Here is a 17,892-nt window from a genome sequence, read left to right as displayed (position 1 = left end):
AGTCCTACCAGCGTCTGTGAAAGGACCGCGTCATGAACAACAGGCTCGCCCGGCTGGCGGTGCCGATCGGCATTGTCGGCATCGTGCTGCTGCTGGTGGTTCCGGTGCCGGCACCCCTGCTGGACTTCCTCATCGTGTGCAACATCCTGCTCGCGCTGCTGGTGCTGCTGACCAGCATGTTCGTGAAGAAGCCGCTGGACTTCTCGGTGTTCCCCTCGCTGCTGCTCGTCGCCACGCTGTTCCGGCTGGGCCTCAACGTCGCCTCGACCCGCCTGGTCCTGGGCAACGGCTATGCCGGACAAGTGATCGAGGCCTTCGGCAAGGTCACCGTGGGCGGCTCCATGATCATCGGCGCCGTCGTCTTCCTGATCCTGGTCGTCATCCAGTTCGTCGTTGTGACCAAGGGCGCCGAACGCGTCGCCGAAGTGGGGGCACGCTTCACCCTTGACGCCATGCCGGGCAAGCAAATGGCGATCGACGCCGATCTCAACGGCGGTCTGATCACCGATGGCCAGGCTCGGGAACGGCGCGCCGAGGTCTCCGCCGAGGCGGACTTCTACGGCGCCATGGACGGTGCCTCCAAGTTCGTCAAGGGCGACGCGATCGCCGGCGTCATCATCATCATCATTAACTTCGTCGGCGGCATCGCCATCGGCATGCTGCAGCGCGGCATGGAAATCGGTGACGCCCTCAACACCTACGGACTGTTGACCATGGGCGACGGGCTGGTCACGCAGATTCCCGCGCTGCTGATGGCCGTCTCCACCGGCATGATCGTGACCCGCTCCAACGCCGAGGCGGACATGGGCAGGACCGCGTCCACCCAGCTGCTGCAGTCACCCAACGCGCTGCTGATCGCCGGCATCGCCGCCATCGCCATGGCCCTCATCCCGGGCATGCCGCCCCTTCCGTTCATCCTGGTCGGAGCCGGGCTGATCATCGCCTCACGCCGCACCTCCGCCGCTCTGCGGCAGGTGGAGCAGGTCCGCGACGCCGAGGCCGCCGCGCTGAACGCCCCGGAACAGGACCCGAACGAGAAACTGCTCGAGGACATGCGCGTCCACCCGGTGGAAATCCTGCTGGCGCCCGATCTGGTCGACATGGTCTCCGGCGCCTCCGACGACCTGCTGGCCCGGGTCCGCTCGCTGCGGCACAAGATCGCGATGGAACTGGGCCTGGTCATTCCGCCGGTCCGCACCCGGGACAGCGTGGACCTGCCCCCGGCCACCTATGCCATCCGGATCGCGGGCGTGGAATCCGGCCGCGGCACCGCCCCCGCCGGGCAGATGCTGGCACTGGGTGACTCACTGGACTCGCTGCCGGGCACCGCCATGATCGAGCCGGTCTTCGGCCTGGCTGGGAAGTGGATTCCGGCGGAAATGCGGCACAACGCCGAAATGACCGGGGCCACCGTGATTGACCGGGTGTCGGTGCTGGTCACCCACCTGTCTTCGATCGTCACCGCCAACGCCGCCCGGCTGCTGTCCCGCGAGGACGTCCGGGTGCTGACCGAGGGCGTCCGCAAACAAAGCCCCTCCGCGGTTGATGAGCTCACACCGGCGCTGCTCTCGCTCGCGGAACTGCAGCGCGTCCTCCAGGGCCTTCTCGACGAACAGGTCCCCATCAACGACCTGGCCCGGATCTACGAAGCACTGACCCTCCGCGCCAAGGTCACCACGGACCCGGAGTCCCTGGTGGAGGCGGCGCGCCAGTCGCTGGGTCCGGCGCTGACTGCGAAGTTCATGGACGGCCCGGTGCTCAATGTGATCATGATCGACCCGCTGCTGGAGCAGTCCATGCTCGAGGACATGCGGCCGGCCGAGGGCGGCAGCCAGATAGTGATGGGACAGGACCGGCTCGACGCCGTCCTCCGGTCGGTGGGCAACGCGGTCGACTCTGCCGCCGCTGCGAACCGGCAGGCCGTCCTGGTCTGCGCCCCCGCTCTGCGCCCGGCCATTCACCGGCTGGTCGGAGCGCAGCCCGGTTCCGTGCCGGTGCTGTCCTACCGCGAAGTCACCTCCGCCAACGTCCGGATCGAAACTGTAGGAGTCGTGCGCCATGCCGAACCGCTATCGGCTTAAGGGAGCCTCGCTTGAGGAAATCCGCAGCAAGGCAGAAGCCCTGTACGGTCCGGCTGCCCGCATCATCTCCGCCGAGCGCGTCAGCAGCCCCGGAATCGCCGGGCTCTTCGCCGCGAACCGCTACGAGGCCGTCGTCGAGCTCCAGCCCCGGAACGCCGTCGTCACCGGCGAGGTGATCCCGGACGCGGACATCCTGGCCGACGGCGAGCCGCCGTCCGCCAGCCCGGCACCTGGCGCCCCGGTGGCACCGGGGGAGAAGTCCCGGCCTGCACCGGCCGGGACGCCGCGGCCCGTGCCGGCCGCACGGGTCGCCGTGGCTCCCGGGCACGCGCTGCAGGGCGACGCGATCGCCGCCCTGCTGGCGGAGGCCGATGCCGCGGAGCTCACGCTGCACCGGTCCGACCAGCCGGCCCTCTCCACCGAGACGCCGGGTTTCGCTGAACTGCTGGACCAGCTGGGCGCCGGGCTTCGGCCGACCGCGGCCGGCGCGGCAGAACCGGTGCAGGTTCCGGCCGGCCCGCAGGGCGCGGACCGGGAAGGTGCGGCAGACGTGCCGGCGAATCGCGCCGCTCCGGTCGGGGCGCCGGCGGGTCGGACCGCGGCACCGGCACGCCGGACAGCGCCGGCCGCGCCGGCCGTGCTGAGCGGCACCGGAGACCTGGTGGTGCTGGTGGGCCTCGGCGATGATCCGCTGGACACCGCCCTCGCCATGTCCCTGGCCGCCGGTGGCGCTGACGTGCGCACCGCTGGCGAGCTGAGTGCCTACGGCCACCTGCACTTGGACGGACGCCACAGCGCGACGGCGGCCCGCGCCCACGCCGTCGAGACCGAGCAGACGGTGCTGGCCGCCTTCGGCCTGGGCAAAGCCCGAAACACCCTCGCCCGGCTTCAGGCCATTGCCGCGCTCTCTCCGGATCAGGTCTGGGTGGTCGTCGACGCCGGGCGTAAGCCCGAGGACACCGCCCGGTGGGTCAGCCTGCTGCTGGCCCGGGTCGAGGTGGCAGCGGTCGCCGTCGTCGGTGCGGCAGACACCGCGACTCCGGAAAGCGTGGACGCCCTCGGACTGCCGGTGGGCTGGATCGACGGCCGCCCGCTGACCGGCCCGGCACCATGGACCGCAGCGTCGGGCCGCGAAGGGTAGATTGAGAGAATGCTGGTACTTACACGCAAGCCGGGCGAACAGATCATGATCGGCGACGGCATCGTCATCACTGTTCTGGAAGGCCGCGGCGACGGTGTCCGGATTGGGATCGAGGCGCCCCGCGGCGTGCCGATCCAACGCCGGGAAGTCATCGAGGCCATCGCTGCTGCCAACCTTGCGGCAGCGGAAGCCGGTGCAGAGGCTGGCCAGGGCACCGAGGACGCACTTCGCGGCCTGCTGCCGCCGCCCGCGGCCCGCGGCTGACGGCCGCTGTCAGCCCCCTGCGGCTGACGGCCACTGCCCGCCCCCGTCGGCCCGGCCTAACTGCCAGCGGCCCAACTGCCGTCGACCGGCCCTAGTGGGGGGTCGCGTCGTCGCCGAGATACTGGGCCATCCACTGTTCGGTGGCGCGGCGGGTGATGGCCAAAGCGCGCTCAATGTTCTCTGCCGTCGTCAGCTGTTCCAGCATCCCGGCGGCATCGCGCGGACCGGCCGGCGGCTCCAAGCTCAGGAGCGCTTGCTCGTTGGCGCGCGCCACCTCCCCGAGCCGCACCAACAAAACCCGCAAGCCGTCCAAGTGGTCCTGCAGGACAGTCGGCCAGGAACCCGGCGGAGCCGCAGCCACCAGTTCCACCAGCGTCGCCTGCGCCGGCAGGCCCCATTGCCCGGCCACGGCCGCGGATTCAACGTTCCTGGCCAGGGCCTCGAAGCGCAGCCGGTCGAGCACGGCCTCCACCTCAGAAGCGGTGAACGTCAGCCATTGGATATTGCCGGCCGACACGTGCAGGCGCTGCGTTTCCAGCCGAAACAGCAGCAGTTCGAGCTGGCGCCGCTCCTGCCACAGCGCCGCCGAAAGATCCCCTGCACCCATGGGCCTCATTTCCTTGCTATCCCGGCGAAATTACGGCTTTGCGCATTTTCAGCCAAGCTTTTTCCTGAGGGTACACGCAGATTCCGGATCAGGTGATAGGTTTCGATCTGGGTGCTGCGCCCGGACCTCGAATACCGCCTCCCATGGGGGGAACGCGCGACGGTTTTCCGGTGCAGCCGCCACCTTTCTCAGCTCCTGATCCGGTCTCATGGGGGGACACACTATTGAATCGCGTGGAACGAAACGAGATGGTCACTCAGCATCTTCCGCTGGTCGGCTATCTCGTCTCAGATTTGTGCTCGAAGGCGTCACACCTCTCGCGCGATGACCTTGCGTCGGCTGGTGCCGTCGCCCTCATTACCTCGGCTGATGCCTTCGATCCGGATCTGGGCGTACCCTTCGGGGCGTTCGCCCGACGGCGCATCCTCGGCGCGTTCGCGGACGAGATGCGCGCCAGCGACTGGGCCACACGCTCGGCGCGCCGCCGGATAAAAGAGACGATGTCGGTCCAGGAAACGCTGGGAGCGGCGCTCGGCCGCACCCCCTCCGTTGACGAAATCGCGGCGGCCCTGGGCGTCCAGCAAAGCGTGGTCGAAGCGGCCCTCGCGGACGCGTCCCGGACCCTTACCCCGCTGGATGACGCCGTCGTCGACACGCTGGCCGCAGAAACGCTGTCCCCGGAAAGCTCGGTGCTGGCCGACGAACGGCTCCAGTACCTCCGTGCCGCCGTGAAGTCGCTGCCCGAACGGATGCGTTACGTCGTCGAGGAGATCTACTTCGGTGACCGGACCGTCAAGGACCTCGCGGCCGAACTGGGCTCCACCCACGCGGCCGTCTCGCAGCAGCGCGCCGAGGCGATCCGCCTCATGCGCGACGGGCTCACCGCCCACTACACGGACGACCCGGACCGGAATTTCGAACCGCAGTCCCGCATCACGCCGCGGCGCCGGAACGACTACCTCGCGCAGCTTTCGCAGGCCACGGCCGGCGGCATCACCCGGGCCTTCTTTCCGCAGGGGCCGATGCTCAACCAGGCCGTCTAGCCGGGCGCCGACATTTAGTAAGGTCACTTAGTAAGCTTATCGTGAAATTCCTCCGGGACCATCGCGGGCGGCATTCTCGGTGGGATAGCGTCGGTGGCATAGCGCCGTAACGGCCGTTCCTATCAAGGAGGATGCATGAAAGCAACGCCGACCCTGACGAGCAACCTGCAGGCAGTTCTCGTGGACCTGATCGAACTCCACGTCCAGGGCAAGCAGGCCCACTGGAACATCGTGGGAACGAACTTCCGCGACCTCCACCTGCAGCTGGATGAGATTATTGAAGCTGCCCGCGGCTTTGCCGACGAAATGGCCGAGCGGATGCGGGCGCTCCACGCGCTGCCCGACGGCCGCAGCTCCACCGTCTCCAAGACCACGTCGCTCGCCGAATTCCCGACCGGCCTGATCAACACCAAGGATGCGATCGACAAGATCGTTGCCGCGCTCGAGGCCGCCGTCGGCACAATGCGCAAGGTGCACGACGAAGTCGACGAGGAAGATCCCACGACGGCGGACCTGCTCCACGCCTTCATTGCCAAGTTCGAGCAGTACGCCTGGATGGTGAACGCCGAAACCATGCGTGCCACCGCCGACGTCACCAAAGCGGACTCCAAGAAGAAGTAACGGCGCCCTTTCCGGGAGCCTTCACAGCGAACAGCAGCGTCCTCAGCCGGATCTCATCCGGGGGGGACGCTGCTGTTTAACCCATTACGGCCCTTGGTAGACGCTGTTAGGCCGCCGTCGGGACCTTGCGCAGTACGACGGCGGCGAGGACCGCGGCTCCCGCCATCAGGACCAGCGCGATGGCCGCCGTGATGTGGACGCCGGAGTCGAATGCGGACCGGGCCGCTGCCATCATGGTTTCGGCAAGCGGGGCCGGCAGCGACTGTGCCAGCTCCGCGGCGCCGGCAAGGGTTTCTTTGGCCTGTTGCGCCGCGGCGGGGGCCGCCTGGGCGGAGCCAGCGGGCAGCTGGAGGTTGCGCTGGTAGGAGGCCGTCAGGATGGAGCCGAGGATGGCGGTGCCGAGCAGCGAGCCGACCTCGTAGCCGGTTTCCGAGATGGCCGCCGCGGCGCCCGACTTCGCCGCCGGTGCCGACCCCAGGATCAGATCGTTGGAAATGGTCTCGGCGGCGCCGACACCCAGACACAGCACCAGCAGGGCAGCCAGCAGTACGCCCGGGCCGCCGTCGTGGTTCCCGAGGGCCACCAGGCCGTACCCTGCCGCGCTCAGCAGCAGGCCGCCGGCCACCACGAAGCCGGGGCGGACCTTGCGGACCAGCGGCACCACCAGCAGTCCGGCGACGACGGTGGCGGCCAGCGCCGGGACCATTGCCAGGCCGGACTCCGAGGGGGACTGCCCTTCCAGTAGTTGCAGATGCTGGGCCAGGAACAGGATGAAGCCGTTGTACGAGAACAACGCCAGGACGTTGGCAATGATGGCGGTGCTGAAGACGGGGTTGGCGAACAGGGACAGGTCCAGTAGGGGAGTGGATGACGTGTCCGACGCCAGCCGGTGCTGGCGTCGGATAAACAGGTATCCCATCAGCAGGCCCGCGCCGAGCGCCGCGAGCGGCTCGGCGGCCGGGCCCTCGGTGGCCAGGACCTTGATGCCGTAAACGGCAGGAACCATGGCCAGCAGCGACAGGGCAATGCTGGGCCCGTCCACCGGGCCGGGGTGCGGGTCGCGGGATTCAGGAATCAGGAGCGCGCCGAGGAGCAGCAGCGGCAGGATGATGGGCACTGCGATCAGGAGGACCGCGCCCCACCACAGGTGCTCCACCAGCCAGCCGCCCAGAATGGGGCCCAGTGCGGCGCCGCCGGAGAAACCGGCGGCCCAGATCGCCACCGCAAGCCGCCTGCGGTTCGGTTCGGGGAAGATGTTGCGGATCAGCGACAGCGTGGACGGCATCAACATGGCGCCAAAGAAGCCCAGACCGGCGCGGCCGGCGATCAGCCACTCCGCGCTGGGTGCAAACGCCGTCGCTGCCGAAACGGCCGCGAAACCGGCGCTGCCGACGAACAACAGCCGGCGCCGCCCGATCCTGTCGCCCAGACTGCCCATCGCTACGAGAAGTCCGGCAAGGACCAGCGGATAGGCATCCACCGTCCAGAGCAGTTCGACGCCGGTGGCGTCCAGATCCCGGGCGATGGCCGGGAGTGCAAAGGTAAGGGCCGTGTTGTCGACGGCCACGAGCAGGACCGGACACATCAGCAGTGCCAGCGCCAGCCAATCCCGCCGGGGTGCCCGCGGGGCAGACTCCTTTCGGCGTGCGGCGGTGTCGAGGATGATGTCCATGCGGCTTAACTATACCGTCCAGACGGTATAGTTAAGAATTTGCGGCACCTGCGGGCATGATGGGTGCCATGGCCAGAAAACCCGTCGCCCGTGAAGCCGTCCTTGATGCCTTCGAGTCCTTGCTGATTTCCGAAGGCGAACGGGCCGCTACGCTGGACGCGGTCGCCAGGCAGGCGGGCGTCTCCAAGGGCGGTCTGCTGTACCACTTCCCCAACAAGGAAGCCCTGGTCTCGGTATTGCTGGAGCGGCTGGACCGGCTGCTCGCAGAAGACTTGGACGCGATGGCGGCGGCCCCGGAAGGGGCGGCAGCCTATTTCATCAAATCCTCAGTGTGGGCCGACACCCCGCTGGACCGGGTGTTCGTGGCCGCGACCCGCCTGGCCGAGGTCGCGCATGCGGAGACGCTGCGGCGGATGGCCGAAGTGCAGGCCAGCTGGCTCGCGCTGCTGGCGGACGACGTCGGCACGGCCATGGCCAAACCGGTCCTCTACATGGGCGACGGGCTCTACTTTAACGCCATGCTCGCCCGAGGCCCCGCCGAGGCGCCCCGCAAGGTAGCCGGCGACGTCGACAGCCTGCTTGCCGCCGTCGAACGCCTTCGCAGCTAGACCCTCCCTCAGTTCCGGTGGGCTGTGGTGGGACGCTGCCTTAGGTTGAGGCCGGCCAATCCGCGCCGACTGCCTGCCAGGCGCGGTCGATGCCTTCGAGGGCATCGGCGGGAAGGGGGCCCTTGCCCGCGGCCGCGATATTGCTGCGCAGGTGATCCAGCTTGGCCGTGCCAGCAATTGCGGTCTGCACACCCGGCGCGTACACCGTGAAGCGCAGGGCGAACTCTGCCCAATCCAGGTCGCCCGGGTCGAGGTCGAGAGCCCGAAGCCGCTCCCAATACAGCTCTGCGTAGTTCCCGGCCGGCCGTTCGGCGAATCGCCACGGTGCGTTCGCGATTGGGCGCTTGGCGATTACTCCGAGCCCAGTCCGCCGGCCGAGAACGTTCCGAAGGTTCCACTGGTCGGCGACGTTGACGCTGGTTTCAATGGCACCAAACCGGCCGGACTCCGTCGCGAAGGCAAGAGCGGCATTGTCTCCGCTATAACCGGCAACGCCGATCTTGCCGGCGGCCACGGCCTGGTCCAGGGTGTCCTGCAGGTCACCGCGCTCCAGAACCTCCACCGGGCAGGAGTGCAGATAAAAGATGTCGATCCGCTCTGACCGGGTCAACCGCAGCGACTGCTCAATGCTTTCCAAGACGCTGCCCGGCGACCAGTCCCGTTGCCCGTTAATTTTGGGCCCGCCTTTGGTTGACAGCACAAACTCGTCCCGACGCCGTCCGAGGTGCCGGCCGATGCGTTCCTCACTTAAGCCGTAACTGGCGGCCGTATCGACCAGCGTGACCCCGAGATCCAAGGCCCCGTTGAGTACCTCGGCGGCTTCGGCCTCGGTAACATCACTCTCGCCGATCTGTCCGGCCCCCAGCCCGAGGATAGAAACGTCCAAACCTGTGTCCCCGAAGGACCTTCGCTCCAACATGACTGAACTCCTAGTCTGCTAACCGTCTGCCTGACCTCGGCACGGCTCAACCCTAGCCTCCGCTGCCCGGTCCGCTGCCTGCCGAAGGTGAGGGAGGGTCGGGCCGCTGCCCGTCAAGGCTGAGGGACAGCCGGTCCGCTCCCCGCCGGACGTGAGGGAGCGTCGGGTGGGTCGGCGCGGCTCGCGGGCAGGGTTCGGCGCGGGTTTGCGGACGCGCCTCCGGCATAGGACAATGGAAGCTGTGACTACGGTCACGAGCAATTGAATATGCCTTTGATCTGCGGCGGGAGAGTCCTGCCAGTAGGTACACGCAGGCGCCGTAGGAGCAAACCCTCCCCAGGAATCTCTCAGGCCCAGGTACCGCCGCGGCAAGGCCACTCTGGAAAGCAGCAGGCACCTCCCCGGAAGTGCCGTGCTCACCGACGGTGCAAGCGGAGCCTCGATCAGCGGCTGTGCGGAAACTCTCAGGTCCAATACAGAGCGGGGAGGAACCCGAATCAATGTGGCGTACCCTGCGCCGCCTTAGTTATGGAGTTCCTTGTGACTGTTACCTCAGCCTCCACGTCCTTCGTCGACCGGCACGTCGGCGCCCGCCACCAGGCCGACGTCGACGCCATGCTGAAGGCTGTCGGCTACGACACCGTCGACGCACTGGTCGACACCGCCGTTCCGAAGGGCATCCGGCAGGACTCACCGCTGAAGCTCAACGAAGCGCTCAGCGAAGTCGAGGTCCTGGCCGCGCTGCGCAGGCTCGCCGCCAAGAACAAGACCGCGGTCCAGATGATCGGCCAGGGCTACTACGACACCGTCACGCCGGCCGTGATCCGCCGCAACATCCTGGAAGCCCCGGCCTGGTACACCGCCTACACCCCGTACCAGCCGGAAATCTCCCAGGGCCGGCTCGAGGCGCTGCTGAACTTCCAGACCATGGTCCAGGACCTCGTCGGCCTGCCGATCGCCAACGCCTCGCTGCTGGACGAAGCCACCGCCGTCGCCGAGGCCGTGCTGATGATGCGCCGCGCCAACAAGAACAAAGCCGCGCACGACGGCAAGACCGTCCTCGACGCCGACTGCCTGCCACAGACCATCGCCATCGTGAAGGGCCGCGCGGAGGCCCTCGGCTTCGAGGTCGAGGTCGCCGACTTGTCCAAGGCCCTGCCCGATGGCGCCATCAACGGCGTCGTCCTCCAGCAGCCGGGAGCTTCCGGCCGCGTGTTCGACCACTCCGCCGTCATCGCCGAAGCCAAGGAGCGCGGCGCGCTCGTCACCGTGGCCGCGGACCTGCTCGCACTGACCCTGATCACCCCTCCCGGTGAGCAGGGCGCGGACATCGCCGTCGGCTCCGCGCAGCGTTTCGGCGTGCCGCTCTTCTTTGGCGGCCCGCACGCCGCCTACATGGCAGTGGCGAAGGGCCTGGAGCGCTCGATGCCCGGCCGCCTGGTGGGAGTCTCCAAAGACAACGCCGGGACTCCGGCCTACCGGCTGGCACTGCAGACCCGCGAGCAGCATATCCGTCGCGAGAAGGCCACCTCCAACATCTGCACGGCACAGGCGCTGCTGGCCATCGTCGCTTCCTTCTACGCCGTTTACCACGGCCCGGACGGACTGAAGGCCATCGCTGAAACCACCCACAGCCACGCCCGCACCATCGCCGCCTCCCTTAAGGCCGCCGGCCTGGACGTGCAGCACACCTCTTTCTTCGACACCGTCACCGTCTCCGTGCCCGGCAAGGCTGCGGACATCATCGCCGCCGCCGACGCCCGGGGCATCAACCTGCGCGCCATCGACGCCGACACCGTCGGCATTTCTGCCGATGAAGCCACGACGGGGGCAAACGTCGCCGACGTCGTCGCCGCCTTCGGTGCCAGCGTGGTGGACACGGTGGAAGGCTTCGCCCTGGACACCGCCGTCGAACGCACCTCCGACTACCTGCAGCACCCGGTGTTCAACACGCACCGCTCCGAAACCCAGCTACTGCGTTACATCCGCAGGCTCTCCGACCGGGACCTGGCGCTGGACCGCACCATGATTCCGCTGGGTTCCTGCACCATGAAGCTGAACGCCACGGCGGAAATGGAAGCCATCTCCTGGCCGGAGTTCGCCTCCATCCACCCCTTCGCCCCCGAGTCACAGACCGCCGGCTGGCGTGAACTGATCGAGGACCTCGAAGCCCAGCTGACCGAGATCACCGGCTACGACCAGGTGTCCATCCAGCCCAACGCCGGTTCCCAGGGCGAGCTGGCCGGGCTGCTCGCGATCCGCGGCTACCACCTCTCCCGCGGCGAGGACCAGCGCAACATCTGCCTGATCCCGGCCTCCGCGCACGGCACGAATGCGGCCTCCGCGGTGCTCGCCGGCATGAAGGTTGTCGTCGTCGCCACCGCCACGGACGGCACCATTGACCACGCGGACCTGCAGGCCAAGATCGAGCTGCACAACGACGCGCTCTCGGCGATCATGATCACCTACCCGTCCACGCACGGGGTGTACGACGCCGACGTCCGCGAGGTCTGCGACGCGGTCCACGCCGCCGGCGGCCAGGTCTACGTCGACGGCGCCAACCTGAACGCCCTCGTCGGGCTCGCCCAGCCGGGCCAGTTCGGCGGCGACGTCTCGCACCTGAACCTGCACAAAACCTTCTGCATCCCGCATGGCGGCGGCGGACCCGGCGTCGGTCCGGTCGCGGCCAAGGCCCACCTGGCCCCGTTCATGCCCGGCAACGCAGCGGACCCGGCCAACGGCGCCGGCGGCACCCCGATCTCCGCCTCGCGCTACGGTTCGGCCGGCGTGCTGCCGATCTCCTGGGCGTACGTGAAGCTCATGGGCGGTGCGGGCCTGACCGAGGCCACCAAGGCGGCCCTGCTCGCGGCGAACTACGTGGCGGCCCGGCTGAACGACTACTTCCCGGTGCTTTACACCGGCGAAGGCGGTCTCGTGGCGCACGAGTGCATCCTGGACCTGCGCGAACTCACGGCCAAGACCGGGGTGACCGCCGAGGATGTCGCCAAGCGCCTGATCGACTATGGCTTCCACGCCCCCACGCTGGCGTTCCCGGTGGCCGGCACGCTGATGGTCGAGCCCACCGAATCCGAGGACCTCGGCGAAATCGACCGGTTCATCGACGCGATGATCTCCATCCGCGCCGAGATCGACCAGGTCGCCCACGGTGACTTCACGGTCGAGCACAGCCCGCTGCGCAACGCCCCGCACACCGCGGCGGCCGTGATCAGCACCGGCTGGGAGCGCGGCTACTCCCGCGAACAGGCCGTCTTCCCGGTGCACACGCTCAAGCAGGACAAGTACTTCCCGCCGGTGGGCCGGATCGACGGCGCCGCCGGTGACCGCAACCTGATCTGCTCCTGCCCGCCGCTTTCCGAGTTTGAGAACTAAGGATCCCGACATGACTGAGAACACCACGGCCCTGTACGAAGAGCACAAGAAGCTCGGCGCGTCCTTCACGGACTTTGGCGGCTGGCAGATGCCGCTCAAGTACAGCTCCGAACTCGCCGAACACCGCGCCGTCCGCAGCTCCGCGGGCCTGTTCGACCTCTCCCACATGGGTGAAGTCTGGGTCACCGGCCCGGACGCCGCCGCCTTCCTGGACTACGCCCTGGTCGGCAAAATCTCCGCGATGGCGGTCGGCAAGGCCAAGTATTCGCTGATCTGCAACGAGGACGGCGGCATTATTGACGACCTCATTACCTACCGCCGCCCGGAGCAGGCCGACGGCACGGACAAGTTCCTGGTCGTCCCCAACGCCGGCAACGCCAAGGTCGTCGCCGCAGCCCTCGCGGAGCGGGCCGCGGGATTCGATGTGGACGTCCACGACGCCTCCGCCGAGATCTCGCTGGTCGCGGTCCAAGGCCCGAAGGCGGAGGCCATCCTGCTGCGCCTGGTTCCGGCAGCCCAGCACGAGCTCGTTACCGGGCTGAAGTACTACGCCGCCGTCGAGGTCCCGTTCCTGCTCAATGGCGCTAGCCAGAATTTGCTGCTCGCCCGGACCGGCTACACCGGCGAGGACGGCTTTGAGATCTTTGTGTCCAACGACGACGCCGCCACCCTCTGGCAGGCGCTCGTCGCCATCGCCGAACCCGGCGAACTGACACCCGCCGGCCTCGCCTCCCGCGACTCGCTGCGGCTCGAAGCCGGGATGCCGCTCTACGGCAACGAGCTTTCCCTTGAGGGCAACCCCTTTGCCGCCGGGCTGGGACCCGTTGTCGCGCTCTCCAAGGAAGGCGACTTCATCGGCAAGGCAGCCCTGGCTGCGAAGAAGGAAGCCGGTGCCGGGACCACCTCCGGCCGCAGGCTCGTGGGCCTCAAGGGCCTGGGCCGCCGGGCCGGCCGCGGACACTACCCGGTCCTCAAAGACGGGGCAGTCGTCGGCGAAGTGACCTCCGGCCAGCCGTCGCCGACCCTGGGCTACCCGGTCGCGCTGGCCTACGTCGACGTCGAATTCACCGAACCCGGCACCGCCCTGGACATCGACCTGCGCGGCAAGGCCGAGCCGTTCGAAGTCGTGGCACTGCCGTTCTACAAGCGGCAAAAGTAGGCCGGCGTCTGCCGTCCCGCGGCCGTGGCTGGCTCCGGGGCGGCGCGCCCTAGTTTTCACGCGTGCTGCTCCTCCGTCGCTTTGACGCACGCTTTCGAAAACTACGGCGGGCCACCCCCGTGTTTTGCCCCTCCCGCATTGCTTCAGGATTTTTAACCCTCTAGAACTTAGGAAATTTCATGGCAAAAGTAGCTCCCGAACTTCAGTATTCCGATGAGCACGAGTGGGTTGCGCGGGAGGCTGGGACCGATGTTGTGTCCATCGGCATCTCCGCAGTCGCCACGGACGCCCTCGGCGACATCGTCTACGTGGACCTGCCCGAGGTCGGCTCCTTGGTGAGCGCGGGGGAGACCTGCGGCGAGGTCGAGTCGACCAAGTCCGTCTCGGACCTGTACGCCCCGGTCACCGGCGAGGTTACCGAGACCAACCCCGCCGTCGTCGACGACCCCGCACTGATCAACAGCGATCCGTACGGTGCCGGCTGGCTCTTCAAGGTGGCTGCTGTTTCCGACGGCCCGCTGCTCTCCGCCCAGGACTACGCGTCCAAGAACGGCGGCGAGCTGTGAGCGGGGCAGCAACGGAAACCGGCTTCGCGCAGGTCGTCTCCCCGAGCCTGGATGCGGACCTTTCGGCCCTGGATCCGGAGATTGCGGCGAAGATCGACGCCGAGCTGGCCCGCCAGCGCGACGGCCTCGAAATGATCGCCTCGGAAAACCACACCGCCCGGGCTGTCATGCAGGCGCAGGGTTCGGTGCTGACCAACAAGTACGCCGAAGGTTACCCGGGCAAGCGCTACTACGGCGGCTGTGAACACGTTGACGTGATCGAGCAGCTCGCGATCGACCGGGTCAAGGCCCTGTTCGGCGCCGGGTACGCCAACGTCCAGCCGCACTCCGGCGCGCAGGCGAACGCTTCCGTGATGCATGCCCTGATCCGTCCCGGCGATACCATCATGGGCCTGAACCTGGCGCACGGCGGGCACCTGACCCACGGCATGAAGATCAACTTCTCCGGCCGGCTGTACAACGTCATCCCGTACCAGGTCCGCGAGGATGACCACCGGATCGACATGGCCGAGGTGGAGCGCCTGGCCCAGGAGCACAAGCCACAGCTGATCGTCGCCGGCTGGTCCGCCTACGCCCGGCAGCTGGACTTCGCTGAGTTCCGCCGCATCGCCGACTCGGTGGGCGCCTACCTGATGGTCGACATGGCGCACTTCGCCGGTCTCGTCGCGGCCGGGCTGCACCCCTCGCCGGTGCCGCACGCGCACGTGACCACCTCGACGACGCACAAGACCCTCGCCGGTCCCCGTGGCGGCATCATCCTGTCCAATGACGCCGACATTGCCAAGAAGATCAACTCGGCCGTGTTCCCTGGCCAGCAGGGCGGCCCGCTCGAGCATGTCATCGCCGGCAAAGCCGTGGCCTTCAAGATCGCCGCCTCGGACGAGTTCAAGGAACGCCAGGAGCGCGTCCTCGCGGGCGCCCGGATCCTCGCCGAGCGGCTGGTCCAGCCGGACGTCACCGCCAAGGGGATCAACGTAATCTCCGGCGGCACCGACGTGCACCTGGTCCTGGTGGACCTGCGCAACTGCGAGCTCAACGGCCAGGAAGCCGAGGACCGGCTCGCGGCCATCGACATCACGGTCAACCGCAACGCTGTTCCCTTCGACCCCCGGCCGCCGATGGTTACCTCGGGGCTGCGGATTGGCACCCCTGCGCTGGCCACCCGCGGTTTCGGCGAAGCCGCGTTCGCCGAGGTCGCGGACATCATCGCCGAAGCGCTAATCGCCGACGCGGGCGCGGACCTGTCCGGGCTGCGCGCCCGGGTCCAGGCCCTCGCCGCCGCCCACCCGCTCTACCCATCCGTGGCCAACCTGGGCTAATCGCTCGTGGTCGCCTGCGGGACCGGCTTTGGGCGGCTGGCTACGGGGTCGGCGGACCGGACTTTTCACGCGTGCTCGCTCGTTCCTCGCTTAGACGCACGCTTTCGAAAAGCCCGGCTCCGCCGGCCCCTCGGCGGACAGCGCGCCTTCGGTGCGCTGACGGGGGCGCCGCCTGTTGACGACCGCAACTCCCCGTCTCCGCGTTGGTGACGTTGAAAGCGCGGCGCGCCCGCCTCAACGTCTTGCTCACCCCAACTCGGTGACTTGCGAACGGCGGTCGGGTGGGGTCCGGAAGCGTGCGTCTAAGGGAGTGCGACGTCCGCTCAGCGGGCGGCGCCGACCGAGCACGCGGAGGAGCTCGCCCGGCCGCCACCCAACGCTCACCAAGAAGTGTTTTAGTTAGGATTCAGTAATGGCTGTAGGCGTCTTTGACCTCTTCTCGATAGGAATAGGTCCATCCAGTTCCCATACCGTGGGTCCGATGCGGGCTGCCGCCGTGTTTGCCGAGGAGCTCAAGGCCTCCGGTGACTTGGACGGCGTTGCCTCGCTGCGGGTTGATCTGTACGGGTCGCTCGCCGCGACCGGGCACGGGCACGGAACCATGACGGCGATCCTGCTCGGTTTGGAGGGTTTCCACCCGGAAAAGATCCTGCCGGCCGAAGTGGAGGACCGGCTCGCCGCGATCGCCGAGACCGGAACTCTCCAGCTGGCCGGATCCGTCGCCTTGCCGTACGGCGTGAAGGACATGGTACTGCGGCCGCTGACCGTCCTGCCGCGGCACACCAACGGCATGACCTTCACCGTCTCCGACGCCGACGGCACCGTCCTGCACAGCGCCACGTTCTTCTCCGTCGGTGGCGGTTTCATCGTCCGGGAGGGCGAGGAGGACAGCGCGCTGCAGGAACTCGCCGAGTCCAAGAAGGAACTTCCGCTGCCGTTCCGCACCGCCGCCGAACTGCTCGAACACTGCCAGGCCAGGGGTCTCTCCATCGGCGAAGTGATGGAGGTCAACGAACGCGCGGCCCGGACTGACGAACAGATCCGCGAGGGGCTGCTGCACATCTACTCGGTCATGGCCGATTGCGTTGAGACCTCGCTCAAACGCGAGGGACTGCTCCCCGGCGGCCTCAAGGTCCGACGTCGGGCGCCGGACTGGCACGAGCGCCTGCTGAAGGAAACCCGCGGCCAGGATCCCGACTACCGGGACCCCAAGTACTGGCAGGAGTGGGTGAACCTCATCGCGCTGGCCGTGAACGAGGAGAATGCCTCCGGCGGCCGCGTTGTCACCGCGCCCACCAACGGTGCCGCCGGGATCATTCCCGCGGTGCTCTACTACGCGCTGCACTTCGCCCCGGGCATGGACAAGGCCACCCAGGCCGACCGCGACGACACAATCGTCAAGTTCCTGCTGGCCGCCGGCGCCGTTGGCGTGCTCTACAAGGAACAGGCCTCGATCTCCGGGGCCGAAGTCGGCTGCCAGGGGGAGGTCGGGTCGGCGTCGTCAATGGCGGCCGCAGGCCTGGCCGAAGTGATGGGCGGCACCCCGCAGCAGGTCGAGAACGCCGCGGAAATCGCGATGGAACACAACTTGGGTCTCACCTGCGACCCGATCGGCGGCCTGGTCCAGGTCCCCTGCATCGAGCGCAATGCCATCGCCGCCGCCAAAGCCATCAACGCCGCCAAAATGGCCCTCTGGGGCGACGGCACGCACCGGGTATCGCTCGACGAAGTTATTGTGACCATGCGCGAGACCGGCAAGGACATGTCCTCCAAATACAAGGAAACCGCGATGGGCGGCCTCGCCGTCAACGTCGTCGAGTGCTGAGAGCCTGAGAGCCTGAGAACCTGAGAGCTTGAGCGTCAGGTACCTCAGTTGTGCAGCGCGGCCCACAGGTTCAGCGACGAGGCGAACACCACCCAGGTCAGGTAGGGGAGCATCAGTAAACCGGCAATGCGGTTGATCGGCCCGAAGCGCAGCACCGTAGCCGCCACGGCGACGGCCAGGGCCGCGATGATGGCGAAGCTGATCCACAGCGCGGGGGTGCCCAATGACGGGTACAGCCCGAAGAACACCGGCGTCCACAGCAGGTTCAGCACCAGCTGCACCGCGTAGGTGGTGAGGGCGGCCCGGGTACCTTCGGCCCGGCTGCGCCAGACCAGCCACGCGGCGACCGCCATCGCAACATAAAGGAAAGTCCATACCGGCCCGAAGAGCCAGTTGGGCGGGGACCACGGAGCTTTATCCGCGTCCGCATACCAGCCCTGAACATTGTTGGCGGTGGCCAGCCCGCCCAGCCCCGCCACCAGAGCCGACGCGCCCAGCAGCACGAGCAGGGCCAGCACCTGGCGGCCGGCACCGCGGCGCCCCTCCCGGCCCGGACGGGTCAGGCTGCGGGCGGCGGTCGGTTCCGGGTGTGCTTGCATACCCCCAGTTTAAGGCCCGCGGTGACGGCCGACGCCCGCGCGCTGCAACGTCCCGAACCCGGCGCAGGGGCGCCCGTG

The 17,892-nt window shown here is 68.0% G+C and carries 15 protein-coding genes and 1 riboswitch; of the genes, 11 read left to right on the top strand and 4 right to left on the bottom strand.

Annotated features, from left to right (window positions below; genetic code table 11):
* Nucleotides 1-32: 32 nt before the first annotated feature.
* The 3 genes from QFZ61_RS00625 to QFZ61_RS00615 are packed head-to-tail and all read left to right on the top strand — an operon-like array spanning nt 33 to nt 3,486.
* Nucleotides 33-2,081, top strand: a complete 2,049-nt coding sequence (locus QFZ61_RS00625) for a flagellar biosynthesis protein FlhA (protein ID WP_307032372.1) — start codon at nt 33-35, stop codon at nt 2,079-2,081.
* Complete coding sequence (locus tag QFZ61_RS00620) at nt 2,059-3,222, top strand: hypothetical protein (protein ID WP_307032370.1); 1,164 nt, start codon at nt 2,059-2,061, stop codon at nt 3,220-3,222. Before QFZ61_RS00625 ends, QFZ61_RS00620 begins: the two co-directional genes overlap by 23 nt.
* 9 nt (nt 3,223-3,231) lie before the next feature.
* Nucleotides 3,232-3,486, top strand: a complete 255-nt coding sequence (locus QFZ61_RS00615) for a carbon storage regulator (protein ID WP_307032368.1) — start codon at nt 3,232-3,234, stop codon at nt 3,484-3,486.
* A gap of 91 nt (nt 3,487-3,577) precedes the next feature.
* On the opposite strand, the gene QFZ61_RS00610 is transcribed toward QFZ61_RS00615, so the two are convergent.
* A complete protein-coding gene (locus QFZ61_RS00610; protein WP_307032366.1) occupies nt 3,578-4,093 on the bottom strand; it encodes a flagellar protein FlgN in 516 nt (171 codons plus the stop codon).
* A 224-nt stretch (nt 4,094-4,317) separates the two neighbouring features.
* On the opposite strand from QFZ61_RS00610, the gene QFZ61_RS00605 reads away from it, so the two are divergent.
* Together QFZ61_RS00605 and QFZ61_RS00600 are read left to right on the top strand one after the other, a co-directional pair.
* Nucleotides 4,318-5,136 carry a sigma-70 family RNA polymerase sigma factor gene (locus QFZ61_RS00605; RefSeq protein WP_373427107.1) on the top strand — a complete coding sequence of 273 codons (819 nt, stop codon included), beginning with the start codon at nt 4,318-4,320 and terminating at the stop codon, nt 5,134-5,136.
* 135 nt (nt 5,137-5,271) lie between these two features.
* Nucleotides 5,272-5,757: a Dps family protein gene (locus QFZ61_RS00600; RefSeq protein ID WP_307032362.1), complete on the top strand. Its 486-nt coding sequence runs from the start codon at nt 5,272-5,274 to the stop codon at nt 5,755-5,757.
* Nucleotides 5,758-5,863: 106 nt separating this feature from the next.
* Here the strand turns inward: QFZ61_RS00600 and QFZ61_RS00595 are convergent, their stop codons facing one another.
* Complete coding sequence (locus tag QFZ61_RS00595; RefSeq protein ID WP_307032360.1) at nt 5,864-7,429, bottom strand: MFS transporter; 1,566 nt, start codon at nt 7,427-7,429, stop codon at nt 5,864-5,866.
* A gap of 68 nt (nt 7,430-7,497) precedes the next feature.
* On the opposite strand from QFZ61_RS00595, the gene QFZ61_RS00590 reads away from it, so the two are divergent.
* Entirely contained in the window at nt 7,498-8,037 is a 540-nt protein-coding gene (locus QFZ61_RS00590; RefSeq protein WP_307032358.1) for a TetR/AcrR family transcriptional regulator, read from the top strand.
* A 40-nt stretch (nt 8,038-8,077) separates the two neighbouring features.
* Here QFZ61_RS00590 and QFZ61_RS00585 read toward each other — a convergent pair whose 3' ends face one another.
* Nucleotides 8,078-8,923 carry an aldo/keto reductase gene (locus QFZ61_RS00585; protein WP_307032356.1) on the bottom strand — a complete coding sequence of 282 codons (846 nt, stop codon included), beginning with the start codon at nt 8,921-8,923 and terminating at the stop codon, nt 8,078-8,080.
* 307 nt (nt 8,924-9,230) lie between these two features.
* Nucleotides 9,231-9,329, top strand: a riboswitch (glycine riboswitch).
* 155 nt (nt 9,330-9,484) lie between these two features.
* Between QFZ61_RS00585 and gcvP the strand changes: the two genes are divergently transcribed.
* The 5 genes from gcvP to QFZ61_RS00560 all read left to right on the top strand — a co-directional run bounded on the left by gcvP (nt 9,485) and on the right by QFZ61_RS00560 (nt 17,215).
* The gene (gene gcvP, locus QFZ61_RS00580) at nt 9,485-12,346 is read left to right on the top strand and encodes an aminomethyl-transferring glycine dehydrogenase (RefSeq protein ID WP_373427106.1); all 2,862 of its coding nucleotides are present in this window, start codon (nt 9,485-9,487) and stop codon (nt 12,344-12,346) included.
* 10 nt (nt 12,347-12,356) lie between these two features.
* Complete coding sequence (gcvT, locus tag QFZ61_RS00575) at nt 12,357-13,505, top strand: glycine cleavage system aminomethyltransferase GcvT (RefSeq protein ID WP_307032352.1); 1,149 nt, start codon at nt 12,357-12,359, stop codon at nt 13,503-13,505.
* A gap of 179 nt (nt 13,506-13,684) precedes the next feature.
* Nucleotides 13,685-14,071 carry a glycine cleavage system protein GcvH gene (gcvH, locus tag QFZ61_RS00570; RefSeq protein ID WP_307032350.1) on the top strand — a complete coding sequence of 129 codons (387 nt, stop codon included), beginning with the start codon at nt 13,685-13,687 and terminating at the stop codon, nt 14,069-14,071.
* The gene (gene glyA, locus QFZ61_RS00565; RefSeq protein ID WP_307032347.1) at nt 14,068-15,390 is read left to right on the top strand and encodes a serine hydroxymethyltransferase; all 1,323 of its coding nucleotides are present in this window, start codon (nt 14,068-14,070) and stop codon (nt 15,388-15,390) included. Before gcvH ends, glyA begins: the two co-directional genes overlap by 4 nt.
* Before the next feature lie 412 nt (nt 15,391-15,802).
* Nucleotides 15,803-17,215, top strand: a complete 1,413-nt coding sequence (locus tag QFZ61_RS00560; protein ID WP_307032345.1) for an L-serine ammonia-lyase — start codon at nt 15,803-15,805, stop codon at nt 17,213-17,215.
* A gap of 44 nt (nt 17,216-17,259) precedes the next feature.
* On the opposite strand, the gene QFZ61_RS00555 is transcribed toward QFZ61_RS00560, so the two are convergent.
* The gene (locus tag QFZ61_RS00555) at nt 17,260-17,814 is read right to left on the bottom strand and encodes a TspO/MBR family protein (protein ID WP_307032343.1); all 555 of its coding nucleotides are present in this window, start codon (nt 17,812-17,814) and stop codon (nt 17,260-17,262) included.
* Nucleotides 17,815-17,892: the final 78 nt, after the last annotated feature.

The sequence above is a fragment of the Arthrobacter sp. B3I4 genome, from assembly GCF_030816855.1.
Classification (GTDB): Bacteria; Actinomycetota; Actinomycetes; order Actinomycetales; family Micrococcaceae; genus Arthrobacter.
The sequence above is the reverse complement of the archived record's forward strand: the minus strand, read 5'-3'. Positions and strand labels throughout refer to the sequence as shown.

Bases quoted from the DNA above. Each gene is read 5' to 3' on its own strand.
- QFZ61_RS00615 (WP_307032368.1), top strand. From the start codon at position 3,232: ATGCTGGTACTTACACGCAAGCCGGGCGAACAGATCATGATCGGCGAC.
- QFZ61_RS00590 (WP_307032358.1), top strand. From the start codon at position 7,498: ATGGCCAGAAAACCCGTCGCCCGTGAAGCCGTCCTTGATGCCTTCGAG.
- QFZ61_RS00600 (WP_307032362.1), top strand. From the start codon at position 5,272: ATGAAAGCAACGCCGACCCTGACGAGCAACCTGCAGGCAGTTCTCGTG.
- QFZ61_RS00620 (WP_307032370.1), top strand. From the start codon at position 2,059: ATGCCGAACCGCTATCGGCTTAAGGGAGCCTCGCTTGAGGAAATCCGC.
- gcvH (WP_307032350.1), top strand. From the start codon at position 13,685: ATGGCAAAAGTAGCTCCCGAACTTCAGTATTCCGATGAGCACGAGTGG.
- QFZ61_RS00560 (WP_307032345.1), top strand. From the start codon at position 15,803: ATGGCTGTAGGCGTCTTTGACCTCTTCTCGATAGGAATAGGTCCATCC.
- QFZ61_RS00625 (WP_307032372.1), top strand. From the start codon at position 33: ATGAACAACAGGCTCGCCCGGCTGGCGGTGCCGATCGGCATTGTCGGC.
- QFZ61_RS00610 (WP_307032366.1), bottom strand. From the start codon at position 4,093: ATGGGTGCAGGGGATCTTTCGGCGGCGCTGTGGCAGGAGCGGCGCCAG.
- gcvT (WP_307032352.1), top strand. From the start codon at position 12,357: ATGACTGAGAACACCACGGCCCTGTACGAAGAGCACAAGAAGCTCGGC.
- gcvP (WP_373427106.1), top strand. From the start codon at position 9,485: ATGGAGTTCCTTGTGACTGTTACCTCAGCCTCCACGTCCTTCGTCGAC.
- QFZ61_RS00555 (WP_307032343.1), bottom strand. From the start codon at position 17,814: ATGCAAGCACACCCGGAACCGACCGCCGCCCGCAGCCTGACCCGTCCG.
- QFZ61_RS00595 (WP_307032360.1), bottom strand. From the start codon at position 7,429: ATGGACATCATCCTCGACACCGCCGCACGCCGAAAGGAGTCTGCCCCG.